This is a genomic window from Pseudomonas khavaziana, from assembly GCF_036704165.1.
Classification (GTDB): Bacteria; Pseudomonadota; Gammaproteobacteria; order Pseudomonadales; family Pseudomonadaceae; genus Aquipseudomonas; species Aquipseudomonas khavaziana.
This window is the reverse complement of sequence record NZ_CP129946.1, coordinates 3,469,236-3,482,869: the sequence shown is the minus strand read 5'-3', so window position 1 is coordinate 3,482,869 and position 13,634 is coordinate 3,469,236. Positions and strand designations below refer to the sequence as shown.

The following is a 13,634-nucleotide window of genomic DNA, read 5'->3' as shown; positions in this document are numbered from 1 at the left end:
CAACGTCTTCCCGGGAATATCAATGCCTGTAACCCATCGTCTTGATTTGTCAGCGATTGAACGCGCCCTGCGTAAAGTGCAGGGCCGCTTTGCCGAGCTCAGCACGCAGTTTACCGAGCCGCGTGACCCCTTGACCGACGAAGTGCTGCTCAATGTACTTGAGGGTTACGCGCTGATTGACGACTATGTGGCCCGGGGTGTCGACCTGTTTGATCTTCATCAGCTCAACCTGATGCTGGAGATCAACGCCACGGTCCTGTGCGGTCGAGACCCGGCACGTCGGGTGGAATACGCCCAGCACCTGGCCGCGACCGAGGAGCACTTCTTCAACAACGTTGAAGGCGGCATCAAGGACTTGTTCAATTGGTATTGTGCGTATCGCAGTGAGTCCGTCTGGAAGCGGGCGGCGGGTGTCTATGTACGCATCCTCAGCAAGCCGCAGTTGTTTATCGAAGGCAACAACCGCAGCGGCTCGCTGATCGTCAGCTACCTGTTGATGCGCGCTGGTTTGCCGCCGTTCGTGCTGACACTGGAAAATGCCGAGGGCTACTTCAACCCGTCGTCGGTGATCCGCAACTCGGCCAAGCATGGCGTCAAGGCGTTGTATGAATTGCCCAAGATCAAGAAAAAATACGCGGCTTTCCTGGAGGAACAGGCACCTGACCCAAAGGCGTTTTTCTTGAGCGACACACCGCAGCCCATCTATGGGGGAGGCCACTGATGCGTTGGTATCCAACACTCGCGGGCAAATGCCGAACGTCCGCCCGCCGAGTCGTACAAGCCCTGTCCACGCGCGCGTTCACGCGCCCGCGCATACGAATCTCGTTTGATATCGACGACACCCTGGCCTGCCAGCTCCATCACTCCGCCGTAGAGAGCAGCTGGCTACCAGCCTGCGCCCATCGCTGGTGGGGCGAGCCGCTGCGTATCGGCACCCGTTCACTGACCCGGGAGCTGCGGCGCCAGGGTTGCAGTATCTGGGTCTATACCTCGTCCGGTCGTGCGCCTTCCTATATCAGGCGTTGGTTGATGCTGTACGGCATCCGCGTTGACGGGGTGGTGAATAGCACCCTGCATAACGACGCCCTCAGTGCGCACGGGCTGGCCAATACACCGTCGAAATTCCCGCCGGCTTTCGATATTGATTTGCACGTGGATGACTCCGAAGGCGTGCGCATTGAAGGTCATGATCATGGCTTTCGGGTGGTCGTGGTTGACCCACAGGATGAGCAGTGGGCGCAGAGAGTGCTCGATGCGGTGGCGGGGGTTCAGGCGCAATTGGTCAGGCAGCAAATGCCTCGATATCACCAGCCGACAAGTCAAGGCGCTGAAATTTTTTCTTCCTGAGGTCAATCGGGTGTCATGCAATAAACGCTTGAATGCCCGTGGCCGATGATGGGTGTGTAGACGAAAAAGTCTTACTTTTCAGCGTGATTCTCCGAGTGTTAGAGATCAAACAAACTTGCACGCTTAATTGACGCCATCAAAATGACATCCTATGATCGCCCTCCATTGGTGGCTTAAGGCCACATAGAGGGATCTAGAGAATGTGGCGTTTACTGCGTCGGACCAGGTTCAGCCTGCTGTCCGCTTTTTTTTGCCTGGGTATTGTTGGAGGGGCGCACGCCGCCACGCCGCAGAACGCCCCAGGCATCACCGCCCTCCAATTGACCATGAGTTTCCCCGGCAAGCAGGGCGAACTGCTCAATTTGCGCGAAATCGAGCAGATGGTCGATCAGTTGAATCGCTTAGAGAGCCCACTCTAAGAGCCAGTATTCATCTTGTGCAGCGCGGCAAGTTTCTTTGAACTACAAATCGAGGGTCCATTAACGAGGTTCCTTATGTCTGCGCGGTAGACAGTCCTTTATCCACACCGATGATTTAGTTCGGAGGGCCACATGCAAATTATACAGCGCTACATGCTGACCATTCACGACCTGTTCACCATCACCGGCGGCGGTATCTGCGGTGCTGAAGCCGAAGTCGCCATTCTTGATGGCGGTGTCGAGATGGATCGCGTGAAATTCTCCGGCAAGTGCCAGAGCAAAGGTGGCTACAGTCGCAGTTACTGTGGCAAGTCAGGGCTTGAAGCGGCGCTTGTATCAGGGCCGGGCAGAATTGATTTTGGCTTGGAGCAGGAGGTCGCTATCTAGGCTCTTCGCCGCCACCCATAAACTCATCGGTTCCTAGCCTGTGCGACCCATACTTTACAGTGTGGCCATCACCTAGGCGCTCAGCCTCGATCTCTGCGACATTCTTGTCGGCGTAGATGTCAAAAAAGCTCCATGGATCATTACGACCCACTGCCCATCCCAGCACCCATCCAGGCATATCTGGATCTGCTGGTAGATTTTTCACGAGACTTCTGACTGACATGGCTATTCCTTGGTAATTGAAGACGCAACGCTACTACGGCAATCGTCAGGCGAGTTACCGGCATTCCATCCTCACTGGATGCCTGGCCAGGTCTTTAATGTCAAATTGACATCTAAGCAGAGGTGCTACAAAATAACAGCGAATTGTTGTGAACGCTAAATGCCTTTCTGGCATCAGCTCTAAGAGCCGAATTTCAAAACTAGGGATAGTTATAAAATGGTTGATGCAGTACTAAGTGTTGTGGCTGCCTCTCCTAGCGTTGCGAAAGTCGACGCAGTTAGTGCGGCGCAGTTTCTCATAAACTCACTAAGCGATGCCGATAGTTTTAACAAGGTTTGGGGAGTGCTGATAGCTGCTTTCGCAGCTATCATTGCTGCGGCATTCGGCTCATTTGCAACAGCTATGGTTCAGTTAATTAGCGCAAACCGACAGAGAAAACATGAAAAAAAGGTTGCAGATGACGAGTCTTTAGAAATCGCCAGAATTGCACAAGATAAGCTTTCAATGGCGGACGCGACCTCACAGCGCAAAGCCAGCGCCAAAGTGGCGCAGATGCGGCAGGTTTGGATAAACGATTTACGCACGGACACCGCTGCTTATGTAGCTTTATGGCGAGATATTGCCTACCGTTGGGAGGCAATTATTGCTGATCCTTCTACAAGAGCATTCTTGTCAATTAATATTGAGACATTGAATGCGCCTATTGCCAATATGCGAAAGGATGCACATGAGCTGCAAGTTAGGATTATGTTGCGGCTGAATAGGGGGGAGGAAAAACATAAAGAGCTTAGCGCTTTAATGGAGAGGCTTGAAACAGCTGTGGGGATGTTTAGTCGGGATAAGAGTAATGATCCTGGTGATGTGATTCAGGCAGAAGTCTATAAGGTGTCTCAAGCGCTCATCCATAAACAACAAGAAATTCTTAAGGACGAATGGAAGGTAGTCAAAAAGGAACTTGGTGTCATTGCTAAATAGCACGCTTGAAAGGAGATTTTTTATATTTGCGCTCCGCAGTGCTACAGTCCCATCAAATCAATGATGGAACGACATGCATGTGGCACCAAAACTTATCTCAGACAGGTTGACACATGGATAGGCTTGATCGCTTAAACGCTCTGCTGCGCGAGCATGACTGTGTCATGTCAATTGGCATAGCATTTGACGACTTCAAATACGATTTTTCTTTGACGCTGTCTGTCGACGAGTCAGGTTTGGGTGCAGTAACCCTGTCTTTTCATGATGTCAGTGCTCTTGATTTAAACGGGTTTGGTGGCGGGCTGACCCAGTTCATGCATCTTGAGGCATCCCGTGTATATGATGGCCTCGACAGAATCCGGTATGAAATCAGAGATCTGAGTGGCGGTAAAATCTCATTCAAGTTTTTCAATTTTAGCGGGTCAAATATTCAGGGGTGATCATGCGGATTTTGATAGCGGCGGTGGCAGCGGTGGTGCTGGCGGGGTGCGAAAACACCCCAATATCAGCCGACAAGGCTGACCCTATACCCTCAAACCGAATTTACGCTTTCACACAGAAAGGTGATTCTGAACTAGTCGTTACTCGTGATAGCGGTATGAATCAAGGAGGATTGAAATTAAAATTTTATATAGACGGAACGCTGGCAGCAGCTTTCGGTCAAGGTGAAGTTGGTAGATTTGGTTTGACTCAAGGAACACATATTCTTGCTGTAAGTGATGGCTCTGCGCTAGTCGAATCAGAGATTGAATTGGCGCCTGGGCAGACAATAAGACGTAGGATTTCTGTATCTATGCAGGGGTTCGAACTCTCACCAACATCACTGTAAACATGCTTTGGGGTGATGGATGCTGAATGTTAAGCTAAAAGCGCTATCCACGCTGATATGTGTTGTTGTGTTAGCAGATATTTTGGTTGGGTGTTCAATGAAGCCGGTCACCGCACAGGAGGCAAAACCAATATCTTCGGATCGACAATATGCATATAGTGGCGAGGATGAAGCGTCATTGGTGGTTACCCGAGACAAAGGCTTCACTGAGGGTGACGGCGGTATCCGTATTGATGTTTTGATTGATGGCAAGTTAGCTGCAAAAGTAAAGGCAGGCGAAGTGGTGCGGTTTGGCTTAAAGGCCGGGACGCACATCATCGCGGTCACTATCGGTAGTACATTGGTGGAGCGTGAGGTAAATCTGAAAGCTGGAGATACAGTTAGGCGTCGCATAACCTATTACAATAATCTTGATATCACGCCAACAGCATTTAAGTGAAGGGGCTATGGCTCCATTTGTATGGGGCTGCTTGCCTATTAATGTCGTTGGTTATTTTTGCTTTAGCAAAAATATTGGAATTTTCCGTAGGGATGATATCCGAATAATTATAGCAGTGGTAGCGATGGCGATGCTGGCGGTGTGTATGGCGCCCACGATGAACGAGGCTCGCGAAGAGGGACCGTACAAAGGGCTGACGTCGAAGAAAGCCGCCGCAGCGTTGGCTGAATACACAGTCTTCACAGAAGGCTCCCAATATTTCGTCGATATCCAGCCCCAGGGAACTGGTTCAGTGGCGAAGTATTACGCGGTGGTCGGTAACTGGATTGCCAACAAAGGCTGACGGCGCTGCAAAGCTGCCTTTAGATGCTCAGCAATTTATTCAAGGCCCGCTTCGGCGGGCCTTTTTACTGCCCAGAGAAAAGTACAAGGTGGCACTTTCCATCAATATACCCCGGCCATCCGGTAGGTGGGGTTTATGGATCGCATGCTTTCGATCAACCATAAGGGTACGTACTTTCAGCTGCGGCGCTCGCGGCAATTTCACGTAGGGTTTCAGTTTTAACCTCCTCCTGCCATGCTTATTTATATTTAAAGCTTCTGAATAATGCGTGACATATAACAAAATACACCAAGAAACTGCCATGTTTGACAGTAGCTATCAAATAAAACCTTTGTTATAAATCTACACACGCATGCGCGCAACATGCTTTTCTCTGATACTTCTATAACAGGTGGTGTGATGAACACACAACAAAAAATCGATGATATCGTAAAAAATCACGATATCGTTCTATTTATGAAGGGTACAGCACAGTTTCCTCAATGTCGTTTTAGCGCAACAGCCATTAAAATATTAAATGACTGCGCTGTCGGTGTGATAAAAACAGTTAACGTTCTTGAAGATGCCGAGCTACAACAGGGGATAAAGGAGTATTCTAGTTGGCCTTCTATTCCGCAGCTTTATGTTAAGGGAGAGTTCGTTGGTGGGGGCGAAATCATAATGGATATGTATGTAAGCGGAGAGTTACAACAAATGCTAGGCGCCTAAATAAAATATTATCGCCAGCGCTATCAGCCTGTCTTGTGGTGGGCGCTAGCCTCATATCTATTGCAGTGCGGCATGTCACACAAATTAGTCGGTCACTTCTTACATACCAAGCAGTGTGGAACTGCAATAGTGCTGCGACCTGATTTATCTATGAGCTGATTACAAATGCCTATCTCTCTGTCGGATCGTTTTCGTGGCTGTCTGCTGGGCCTGGCCTGCGGTGACGCCGTAGGAACCACAGTTGAGTTTATGCCGCGTGGTTCATTTGAGGCTGTTACTGGCATGATCGGCGCAGGCCCTTTTAATCTCCAGCCTGGTCAATGGACTGACGACACCTCCATGGCGCTCTGTCTGGCTGAGAGCCTGCTGCACAAAGGTGGCTTTGACGCTGCCGATCAGATGGCCCGGTACTTGAAATGGTGGACGTCGGGGTACTTGAGCTCTACCGGGGATTGTTTTGATATCGGCCTGACGGTGCGTCAGGCACTGGCCGACTTTCAACGCAGCGGCGATCCTTATGCGGGCTCCACGGATCGCTACTCAGCGGGCATCGGTTCAATCATGCGGCTCGCCCCTGTCGTGCTCTTCTACTTCCCTGATAGCAGTCGAATCCAGACCTTTTCAGCCGATAGCTCTCGTACGACACACGCCGCTCAAGAAGCGGTTGAGTGTTGTCTGGTACTTTCGAGGGTGCTTACCAGCGCGCTACGTGGTGATGCCAGAGCACAGGTGTTGCAAGTGGAATGCTCCGGCTTGACCGAGCCAAAAGTGATAGCCATCGCCCAAGGGCACTACCGGGAAAAGGCCAGCGCTGACATTGTCGGCTCAGGTTATGCGGTCGCTTCGCTGGAAGCGGCGCTGTGGTGCTTCCACCAGACGGATAGCTTTGCCGAGGCCGTGCTGATGGCCGCGAACCTGGGAGACGATGCGGACACTACCGCAGCCATCGTTGGGCAGGTGGCCGGTACCTATTATGGTGTGCAAGGTATTCCCGAGGATTGGCTGGGCAAGGTGTGGATGCGTGAGCATATCCAGAGTACGGCCGATGCCTTAATGCAGATGGGCGACGATCATTAAAGCGCCCCGCAAAGCGCAGGGCGAGTTTGATGCTATTGGCCGAGTTTCTTACGCACATCTTTAACCATCGGGCCAACGGCTTTTACCGCATCCTTGAGCTGTTGCTCAGTCACGCCAAACTCCTTCGTCCAATAGTTCAACTCCCAAGCTTCTGAAGTGTTCACTCGAGCACGGTCTTGAGGGCCACGGTTTTTCAGATCGTCAGACATAGTCCACTCCTGCGGGTTGGCCTGGAGATGTTCAGGCGTCTTTCGGTAGAGCATTGGGAGGCGTGGGTAGTTCGGTTGCATTAAGCAGGGGGGACCCATACGGCAGGACGCCGTGGAGGGTAATTGCGGAACAGAAAAGATAAGGGCCTGCCCAGGTTTCCCTGGCAAGCCCTTGATATCTATGGTGCCCGAACCCGGAATCGAACCGGGACGCCCTTACGAGCGGGGGATTTTAAGTCCCATGCGTCTACCAGTTTCGCCATTCGGGCGGTAGCGCGGTGCAGCAGGGTTGGGAATATATAGATCCTGTCGCTTCGGCGCAACCTCGAAACGCGCATTCGTGCACAAAGGTATGCATGAAAAAGCGTGGCAGATCAGTCATCTACATGTCTGCCGAGTTAAGTCCTGATCAATTTATGCGGCGCAGGAACAAGCCTCATAAATGACAGTCATAGCGATATGCCATCCCGGCAAATTGCAAAGGAATCAATTGATGCTCAGTGTCCGTAAGCATTCTTGGATGATGGCTTTTGGCGTAGCGGGGCTGTTGGGTGTGGCCATGGCCGGCCCGACGCAGGCGGCGGGTGCGGTGCGTTGGGGAGAGTTCAGTGCATCGTCGACAGACAGATTGACGGGCGCCTCGGTAGAGGCGGGCAATACCTATGTGCTGAAGTCGTCGAGTATTTCCGTCGGCGATATCGAGGCGTTGCAAGCGGCGCAAAAGCGTAGCGAAAGCGAGCTGCAAAGCCTGAAAACCAAAGTGGATAACCAGGATCGGGCATTTGACGAGTTCAAGCGCAAGGACGGGTCGAGCTCAAGCAGCAATGACAGTCAGCTGTCGAGTCTCAAGCGCACGGTGGATGAGCAGAAAAGTACGATTGATCGGCAGAAAGGCGAGATCGACGGCCTTAAACGCAGCCTGGATGATCTGAAACGCAGCGTTGAGACGTTGAGCAACAAGGTGAAGTGACCTGGCCGTGCGACACGCGGTCAGTCACGGCGCCGAATGCGGGTGTAAGGTTGGAGCTGTAACGCCAGAAAATCTCAGGAAAGCGAGGTGACTATGAGCGCTTCAATGTTGAAAAAACTGCAACTCAATGGCTATGACATCGTGCAGGTCAACTTCGGGCCGTGGCGGGTGTGTACTCACAACGACAGGTTGGCGTCCTTCAATTCTCGCGAGCAGGCGCTGGCGTATGCTGCGGCGCTGCCGGGGTACAGGGCTCGTGCGAGGCGGGTGCAGGGGCAAGCCTACGCCGCGCTCAATCAATCAGCGCCAGCAGGTCGGTAGTGCCCACATCCACCCCCGCCTGGGTCAGCAGTGTCGTCACCTGGCCCCGGTGGTGGGTCTGGTGGTTGAAGAAATGCACCAGCAGCCCGAAGAAGGGTTTCTCGGCGGCCACACCGCGCATGTTGTGGTAGCGCAGATGCTCGTCCAAATGGGACTCGTGCAGGCTGTGGGCCCAATCGATGATCAGTTGGTCCAGCCAGGCGCGATGGGCCGAGAGTTCACTTAGATCGACAAAGGCCAGTTGTTTGAGATCGGCGGGGGCTGCGATGGCACTCAACGGCGCCAGTGCCGAAAAATCAGCAGGGTGCTCGGCAAAGCGCTTGAGCCAGACCGTGTCGCCCAGCACCAGGTGATTCAAGGTGCCGAGGATCGAGCCGAAGAACGCCTGCCGGTCCAGAGCCAATTCCGCGCTGGTCAATGTGCCGGCGGCGTCATAGACCTTGCGGTTCATCCATTGGTTGTAGTTGGCCATCAGCGCGATATGCTCGATGCGGTTCACCGATGTTCTCCCTTGGCGGCGTAGTGGCACCATCATAAAGCTTGCCCGCCCGGCGGTCATGGTGTTCCATCGCAGGCGGACTATGTTTGATCAATGTCACTATTGCGCCCGGGGAGGGCGACACCATGAATACCAGCGATCTACTGGAACAACTGTTGCGTGCAGGGCAGCAAGGCGGTGGCGCTTCGGGCGGTGGCCTGGGCGGGTTGCTCGGTGGTTTATTAAAGGGCACCAGTGCCGGTGGTGGTGCAGCTGGCGGTGGCTTGGGTGGCTTGCTGGGTGGCCTGGGTGGTTTGTTGGGCGGTGCGCCGGCTGGCGGTGGCGCTCAGGCGCGCAAAAGCGGCGGGATGAATTACGCGGCGCTGGCGTCCCTGGGAATGGCGGCTTTCCAGGCCTATCAAGCCTGGCAACGCCAGCAGGCCACAGCCCCACAGCAGGCCATCCAGACCGTTGACCAGCTTGAAGGGGCGCAAGCCGAAGCCCACAGCCATGGCGTATTACGTGCGTTGATCGCGGCGGCCAAGGCCGATGGGGCTATCGATGCGCAAGAGCAGCAGATGATCTCTGCCGAGATCGGCCGTCATACCGACGACCCCCAGTTGCAGCAGTGGCTCGACGCTGAAGTGGCCAAGCCCTTGGATGCCTCGGATTTTGCCGAGTATGCCCATGACCCGGCCCTCTCCGCGGAGATTTACCTGGCCAGCGTGATGCTGGTCAATGACCAGCAGGACGCTGAGCGCAATTACCTCGACGATCTGGCCGGGCAGCTGAAAATCGATCCGCAGTTGCAGCTGCACCTGGAACAGCAGGCCAAAGCCTAGAACCTCAGCGTTGTCCCAGTGGTCAGCCACTGGGCGCGTTCCCCAATCAGGCTGCGCCCGACCACCACGTCCACATCGACCCGCTTGCCGATGTGGAATCGCGGCCCAGCCTGCCACGCTTGCTCACCGCCTTCCTGGCCGTAGCGTTCGCCGATCAGGGTCAGTCCCTCCGCCAACTGATATTCGAACCCCGTGCCCCAGCTCAGGCGGTGCTGTTGATCACCGTCGTTATAGGCGTGGCTCCAGCCAGCGTTCAGGTTCAGGCGCAATGGCGCCAGAGGCTGCCAGGTCAATGGGATATTCAAATCGGCCCCGTCAAACCCGTGCTGGCGATCCAGGGCCACATGGGCTCCGGCGGTAATCGCCAGCTCAAGCCCCACGTTTTCCCGTGACAACACCTGGGCCTTTACCTGCGGGCTGATCTGCGTCTCGCCTTTGCCTGCGGTGGTGGCGCGTGACACCGCGGCGCCCCATTGCACGGTGGGCATGGCGCTGAACGTACAGGCGGGCGACAGGGTGGCGTTATGGGTGCTGGCCGCGTGTCGATTGGCGCTGTACCACGTGTCGACATTGCATTCGCCCGGGGCGTTGACGGCGCCGTCATCCACCACGTAAGCACCGCCTGCGGCATGGGCCTTGGAAAACAGCGCGATGAGCAAGACAGTGCTCAAACTCACGCCGATAAAGATCAGGTTGCGCTGCAATGCACGGCGCTTGGCTGGTGGCAACAACAGCAAGGTGTGGCGGGCACCGCGATAGTGGCGCGCACGGTATTTGGCAAAGCCGTCCTGCCGCTTTGGGGTGTTTTGTTTGTGCATGATGCACCTCGTTTGAATTCAGCTTTCTACAGTCAGCACCGAAATGCCGCGGGCTTTGGCCTGGCACACCAGCTCCGAGGTGTCGTCGCCACCGGGCAGGGCGATGATCACGTCGGGGCGGCTGTCGGCCAGCATGAAGTGGTTGCGCTGGCGTTCCGCCTGTTTGCCGTGGCGCTGCCAATTGGGTGGGTAACGCACCACGTCGATGCCGATGTCCCGCGCCCATTCCTCGATTTCGCTGCCGAGGAATTGGTTGCCGCCGTGAATCAATACCTGCACCGGGCGCAGGCGGTGGTAAGCGTCCAGCACATGGCGGGACTTTTTGGTGTCGGCGTAATGACGACCTGCACAGATCAAGACGCGCATAGGGAGCATCCTTGTATTTCACGGTGACGGCCGGGCGACCGCCACCGTTTGAACGGCGGGATGATCAGTACCACTGCTTGAAGCGGCGGATGTAGATCGTCTTCATCAGTTGGGCCACGCAGCAGTACGCCAGCAGGGTGCCCACCAGCCATGGGAAGTACGCCATCGGCAGCGGTTGCAGGCCAACCAGGGTGCCCAGTGGCGAGAACGGCACATAGATACCCAGGGCGATGACGATGCAGGTCATCATCAACACCGGCCAGGCAGCCGTGCTCTGGAAGAACGGGATCTTGCGGGTGCGCAGCATGTGCACCACCAGGGTTTGCGAGAGCAGCCCCTCGATAAACCAGCCGGACTGGAACAGGGTCTGCGTTTCCACGCTGTTGGCCGAGAACACGTACCACATCAGCGCGAAGGTGGTGATGTCGAAGATCGACGAGGTCGGTCCGATCCAGATCATGAAGCGGCCGATGTTTTTCGCATCCCACTTGCGCGGCTTGGCCAGGTATTCCTTGTCCATCTTGTCCCACGGCAGGGCCAACTGGGAGATGTCGTACATCAGGTTTTGCAGCAGCAGGTGGATCGCCAGCATCGGCATGAACGGAATGAACGCACTGGCGACCAGCACCGAGAACACATTGCCGAAGTTGGAGCTGGCAGTCATGTTCAGGTACTTCATGATATTGCCGAAGGTTTCGCGGCCCTTGAGTACGCCTTCTTCCAGCACCATCAGGCTCTTTTCGAGCAGGATGATGTCGGCTGATTCCTTGGCGATATCCGTACCGCTGTCCACCGAGATACCCACGTCGGCATCGCGCAGCGCCGGCGCATCGTTGATACCGTCGCCGAGGAAACCGACGGTATGGCCGTTGGCTTGCAGTGCCTTGAGTACCCGCGACTTTTGCAGCGGCGTCAGCTTGGCGAACACCGTGCGTTCTTCCACGCGGCGCAGCAGGGTAGCGTCGTCCATCGCTTCGATTTCCACGCCCAGCAGCGGCTGGCCTGGCTCCAGGCCGACCTGGCGGCAGATCTTGCTGGTGACTACGGCGTTGTCGCCGGTCAACACCTTGATCGCCACGCCAATTTGTTGCAGCGCAGCAATCGCCGGGCCTGCGGTTTCCTTCGGTGGGTCCAGGAAGGTCAGGAAGCCCTGGATCACCAGGTTGCGTTCATCGGTGGTGGTGTACTGCTGGCGTGCCAACGCCTTGGGGATATTGCGAGTCGCCACCAACAGCACGCGAAAACCGTCTTCGTTATAGTCATTAGCCAGTGCCAGCAGCTCCTGACGGCGGCGATCATCCAGGGGGACGGCGGTGCCGCCTTCCAGGGTGTGGGTGGAAATACTCAGCATCTCCTCCACGGCGCCCTTGCACACCAATAGATGATCACCGGCAGCGTCCTTGACCACGATGGACAGGCGACGGCGTACAAAGTCGAACGGCAATTCATCGACCTTGCTGTAGGCAAATGGCACCTGGAACTCGGGGTTCTGTTGCGCAAACTGCACCACGGCCTGGTCCATCAGGTTCTTCATGCCGCTCTGGTGAAAGCAGTTGAGCCAGGCCAGGGACAACACCGCATCGTCGCGCTGACCGAAGGCGTTGACGTGATGCTCGAGGATGATCTTGTCCTGGGTCAGGGTGCCGGTCTTGTCGGTGCACAGCACGTCCATCGAGCCGAAGTTCTGGATCGCATTGAGGCGCTTGACCACCACCTTGCGCTTGGCCATGGCCGTGGCGCCCTTGGCCAGGTTGGCGCTGACGATCATCGGCAGCATTTCCGGAGTGAGGCCGACGGCGACCGCCAGGGCAAACAGGAAGGCATCGCCCCAGTCACCTTTGGAGAAACCGTTGAGGAAGAACACGATGGGCACCATCACCAGCATGAAGCGGATCAGCAACCAACTGACGCTGTTCACTCCACGGTCGAAGGCGGTTTGCACCCGCGAACCGACAATCGCCTTGGCCAGGGAGCCAAAATACGTGCGCGGCCCGGTGGCGACCACTACAGCCTTGGCGCGGCCGCTGACCACGTTCGTACCCATGAAGCAGATGTTCGGCAGGTCCAGCAGATTGCCCTGATCGGCCGCCAGGCTGGAGGCGGATTTTTGCGTGACATCGCCGAGGGTGTCGTACTTCTCCACCGGCAAGGCTTCACCGGTCAGTACGGCCTGGCTGATAAACAGGTCGCGGGACTGGATCAGGCGGATGTCGGCGGGGATCATGTCACCGGCCGACAGCTGCACGATATCGCCGGCCACCAACTCGCGCATCGGTACTTCGCGCAGGGTGGGTTGGGCGCCGACTTGTTCACGACGCAGCACCGTGGCGGTGGTGCGCACCATGGCCTTGAGCGCCTCGGCGGATTTGGCCGAACGGTGCTCCTGCCAGAAGCGCAGCAGGCTGCTGAGCAGCACCATGGTCATGATAATGATGACCTTGGTCGGGTCGGCCTCTTCACCTGCCTGCATTGGCAGCCAGCAGTCGGTGACAAAGCTGATGCCGCCCAGGGTCAGCAGTACGTAGATGAAAGGGTTGTTCAGCGCCTGCAGGAACTGGACGATGGCGTGTGGTGGCTTGTCGTGGGCGACTTCGTTATAACCTTCGCGTTGCAGACGCGCCGAGGCGTCCAGTTCGGTCAGGCCGTCCTGGGTGGCACGTACGTTGGCGAGGGTAGCCGCCAGGCCGTTCTGGGCTTCACGGGCGGCGCGCATCGACAGCTTGGTGTCGGCAGCGGTGCCATTTTTCTTGTGCAGAGGCGTGTTTTTTACGGCGCTCATTGTCTGTACTCCTGTCGCCAATTCTCGACAAAACATACCCGGTACTTACCTGCATAGAGGCGAGCGAAAGCATGCCGAGCCGCGGACTTCGCGATCGGTTTAAA

The 13,634-nt window shown here is 55.7% G+C and carries 18 protein-coding genes, 1 tRNA gene and 1 pseudogene; 14 read left to right on the top strand and 6 right to left on the bottom strand.

Features of this window, described 5'->3' with window-relative positions:
• Positions 1 to 22 precede the first annotated feature (22 nt).
• From QYQ93_RS15340 to QYQ93_RS15285, 11 genes and pseudogenes are all read left to right on the top strand, one after another.
• The gene (locus QYQ93_RS15340; RefSeq protein ID WP_124412359.1) at positions 23 to 721 is read left to right on the top strand and encodes a hypothetical protein; all 699 of its coding nucleotides are present in this window, start codon (positions 23 to 25) and stop codon (positions 719 to 721) included.
• The gene (locus QYQ93_RS15335; protein ID WP_043047663.1) at positions 721 to 1,347 is read left to right on the top strand and encodes a hypothetical protein; all 627 of its coding nucleotides are present in this window, start codon (positions 721 to 723) and stop codon (positions 1,345 to 1,347) included. Before QYQ93_RS15340 ends, QYQ93_RS15335 begins: the two co-directional genes overlap by 1 nt.
• A 302-nt stretch (positions 1,348 to 1,649) precedes the next feature.
• Positions 1,650 to 1,757: pseudogene (locus QYQ93_RS28605) on the top strand (POTRA domain-containing protein); the annotation flags it as partial.
• 141 nt (positions 1,758 to 1,898) lie between these two features.
• Positions 1,899 to 2,153 (top strand): hypothetical protein, encoded by a 255-nt coding sequence (locus QYQ93_RS15325; protein WP_043047661.1) that lies wholly within the window; start codon positions 1,899 to 1,901, stop codon positions 2,151 to 2,153.
• Between the two features lie 439 nt (positions 2,154 to 2,592).
• Positions 2,593 to 3,351, top strand: a complete 759-nt coding sequence (locus tag QYQ93_RS15315; protein ID WP_043047659.1) for a hypothetical protein — start codon at positions 2,593 to 2,595, stop codon at positions 3,349 to 3,351.
• Between the two features lie 113 nt (positions 3,352 to 3,464).
• Positions 3,465 to 3,791 carry a hypothetical protein gene (locus QYQ93_RS15310; RefSeq protein ID WP_043047658.1) on the top strand — a complete coding sequence of 109 codons (327 nt, stop codon included), beginning with the start codon at positions 3,465 to 3,467 and terminating at the stop codon, positions 3,789 to 3,791.
• A gap of 2 nt (positions 3,792 to 3,793) precedes the next feature.
• On the top strand, positions 3,794 to 4,180 hold the full coding sequence (locus QYQ93_RS15305; RefSeq protein WP_080889032.1) for a hypothetical protein: 387 nt from the start codon (positions 3,794 to 3,796) through the stop codon (positions 4,178 to 4,180).
• Positions 4,181 to 4,199: 19 nt separating this feature from the next.
• On the top strand, positions 4,200 to 4,619 hold the full coding sequence (locus QYQ93_RS15300) for a hypothetical protein (protein WP_043047657.1): 420 nt from the start codon (positions 4,200 to 4,202) through the stop codon (positions 4,617 to 4,619).
• A 7-nt stretch (positions 4,620 to 4,626) separates the two neighbouring features.
• Positions 4,627 to 4,962 carry a hypothetical protein gene (locus tag QYQ93_RS15295; protein WP_338474941.1) on the top strand — a complete coding sequence of 112 codons (336 nt, stop codon included), beginning with the start codon at positions 4,627 to 4,629 and terminating at the stop codon, positions 4,960 to 4,962.
• Positions 4,963 to 5,361: 399 nt separating this feature from the next.
• Positions 5,362 to 5,670, top strand: coding sequence for a Grx4 family monothiol glutaredoxin (grxD, locus tag QYQ93_RS15290; RefSeq protein ID WP_338474940.1), 309 nt, complete (start codon positions 5,362 to 5,364; stop codon positions 5,668 to 5,670).
• 165 nt (positions 5,671 to 5,835) lie between these two features.
• Positions 5,836 to 6,747, top strand: coding sequence for an ADP-ribosylglycohydrolase family protein (locus QYQ93_RS15285; protein WP_043047655.1), 912 nt, complete (start codon positions 5,836 to 5,838; stop codon positions 6,745 to 6,747).
• Positions 6,748 to 6,779: 32 nt separating this feature from the next.
• Here the strand turns inward: QYQ93_RS15285 and QYQ93_RS15280 are convergent, their stop codons facing one another.
• Together QYQ93_RS15280 and QYQ93_RS15275 are read right to left on the bottom strand one after the other, a co-directional pair.
• The gene (locus tag QYQ93_RS15280; RefSeq protein ID WP_080889031.1) at positions 6,780 to 6,956 is read right to left on the bottom strand and encodes a DUF3606 domain-containing protein; all 177 of its coding nucleotides are present in this window, start codon (positions 6,954 to 6,956) and stop codon (positions 6,780 to 6,782) included.
• 182 nt (positions 6,957 to 7,138) lie between these two features.
• Positions 7,139 to 7,225 (bottom strand) — tRNA-Leu (locus QYQ93_RS15275).
• 224 nt (positions 7,226 to 7,449) lie between these two features.
• On the opposite strand from QYQ93_RS15275, the gene QYQ93_RS15270 reads away from it, so the two are divergent.
• Both QYQ93_RS15270 and QYQ93_RS15265 read left to right on the top strand, forming a co-directional pair.
• Positions 7,450 to 7,926: a hypothetical protein gene (locus QYQ93_RS15270; RefSeq protein WP_043047654.1), complete on the top strand. Its 477-nt coding sequence runs from the start codon at positions 7,450 to 7,452 to the stop codon at positions 7,924 to 7,926.
• Between the two features lie 105 nt (positions 7,927 to 8,031).
• Positions 8,032 to 8,247, top strand: a complete 216-nt coding sequence (locus QYQ93_RS15265) for a DUF2188 domain-containing protein (protein ID WP_080889037.1) — start codon at positions 8,032 to 8,034, stop codon at positions 8,245 to 8,247.
• Here QYQ93_RS15265 and QYQ93_RS15260 read toward each other — a convergent pair.
• The gene (locus QYQ93_RS15260; RefSeq protein ID WP_338474939.1) at positions 8,219 to 8,746 is read right to left on the bottom strand and encodes a DinB family protein; all 528 of its coding nucleotides are present in this window, start codon (positions 8,744 to 8,746) and stop codon (positions 8,219 to 8,221) included. The two genes, QYQ93_RS15265 and QYQ93_RS15260, sit on opposite strands and share 29 nt — an antisense overlap.
• A 125-nt stretch (positions 8,747 to 8,871) precedes the next feature.
• On the opposite strand from QYQ93_RS15260, the gene QYQ93_RS15255 reads away from it, so the two are divergent.
• Positions 8,872 to 9,567, top strand: a complete 696-nt coding sequence (locus QYQ93_RS15255; RefSeq protein WP_043047777.1) for a tellurite resistance TerB family protein — start codon at positions 8,872 to 8,874, stop codon at positions 9,565 to 9,567.
• Here QYQ93_RS15255 and QYQ93_RS15250 read toward each other — a convergent pair.
• The 3 genes from QYQ93_RS15250 to mgtA form a co-directional block, all read right to left on the bottom strand.
• On the bottom strand, positions 9,564 to 10,385 hold the full coding sequence (locus QYQ93_RS15250; protein ID WP_338474938.1) for a hypothetical protein: 822 nt from the start codon (positions 10,383 to 10,385) through the stop codon (positions 9,564 to 9,566). The genes QYQ93_RS15255 and QYQ93_RS15250 overlap by 4 nt on opposite strands.
• Positions 10,386 to 10,403: 18 nt before the next feature.
• Complete coding sequence (locus QYQ93_RS15245; RefSeq protein WP_043047651.1) at positions 10,404 to 10,751, bottom strand: DUF2493 domain-containing protein; 348 nt, start codon at positions 10,749 to 10,751, stop codon at positions 10,404 to 10,406.
• A 64-nt stretch (positions 10,752 to 10,815) separates the two neighbouring features.
• On the bottom strand, positions 10,816 to 13,530 hold the full coding sequence (mgtA, locus tag QYQ93_RS15240) for a magnesium-translocating P-type ATPase (RefSeq protein ID WP_338474937.1): 2,715 nt from the start codon (positions 13,528 to 13,530) through the stop codon (positions 10,816 to 10,818).
• Positions 13,531 to 13,634: the final 104 nt, after the last annotated feature.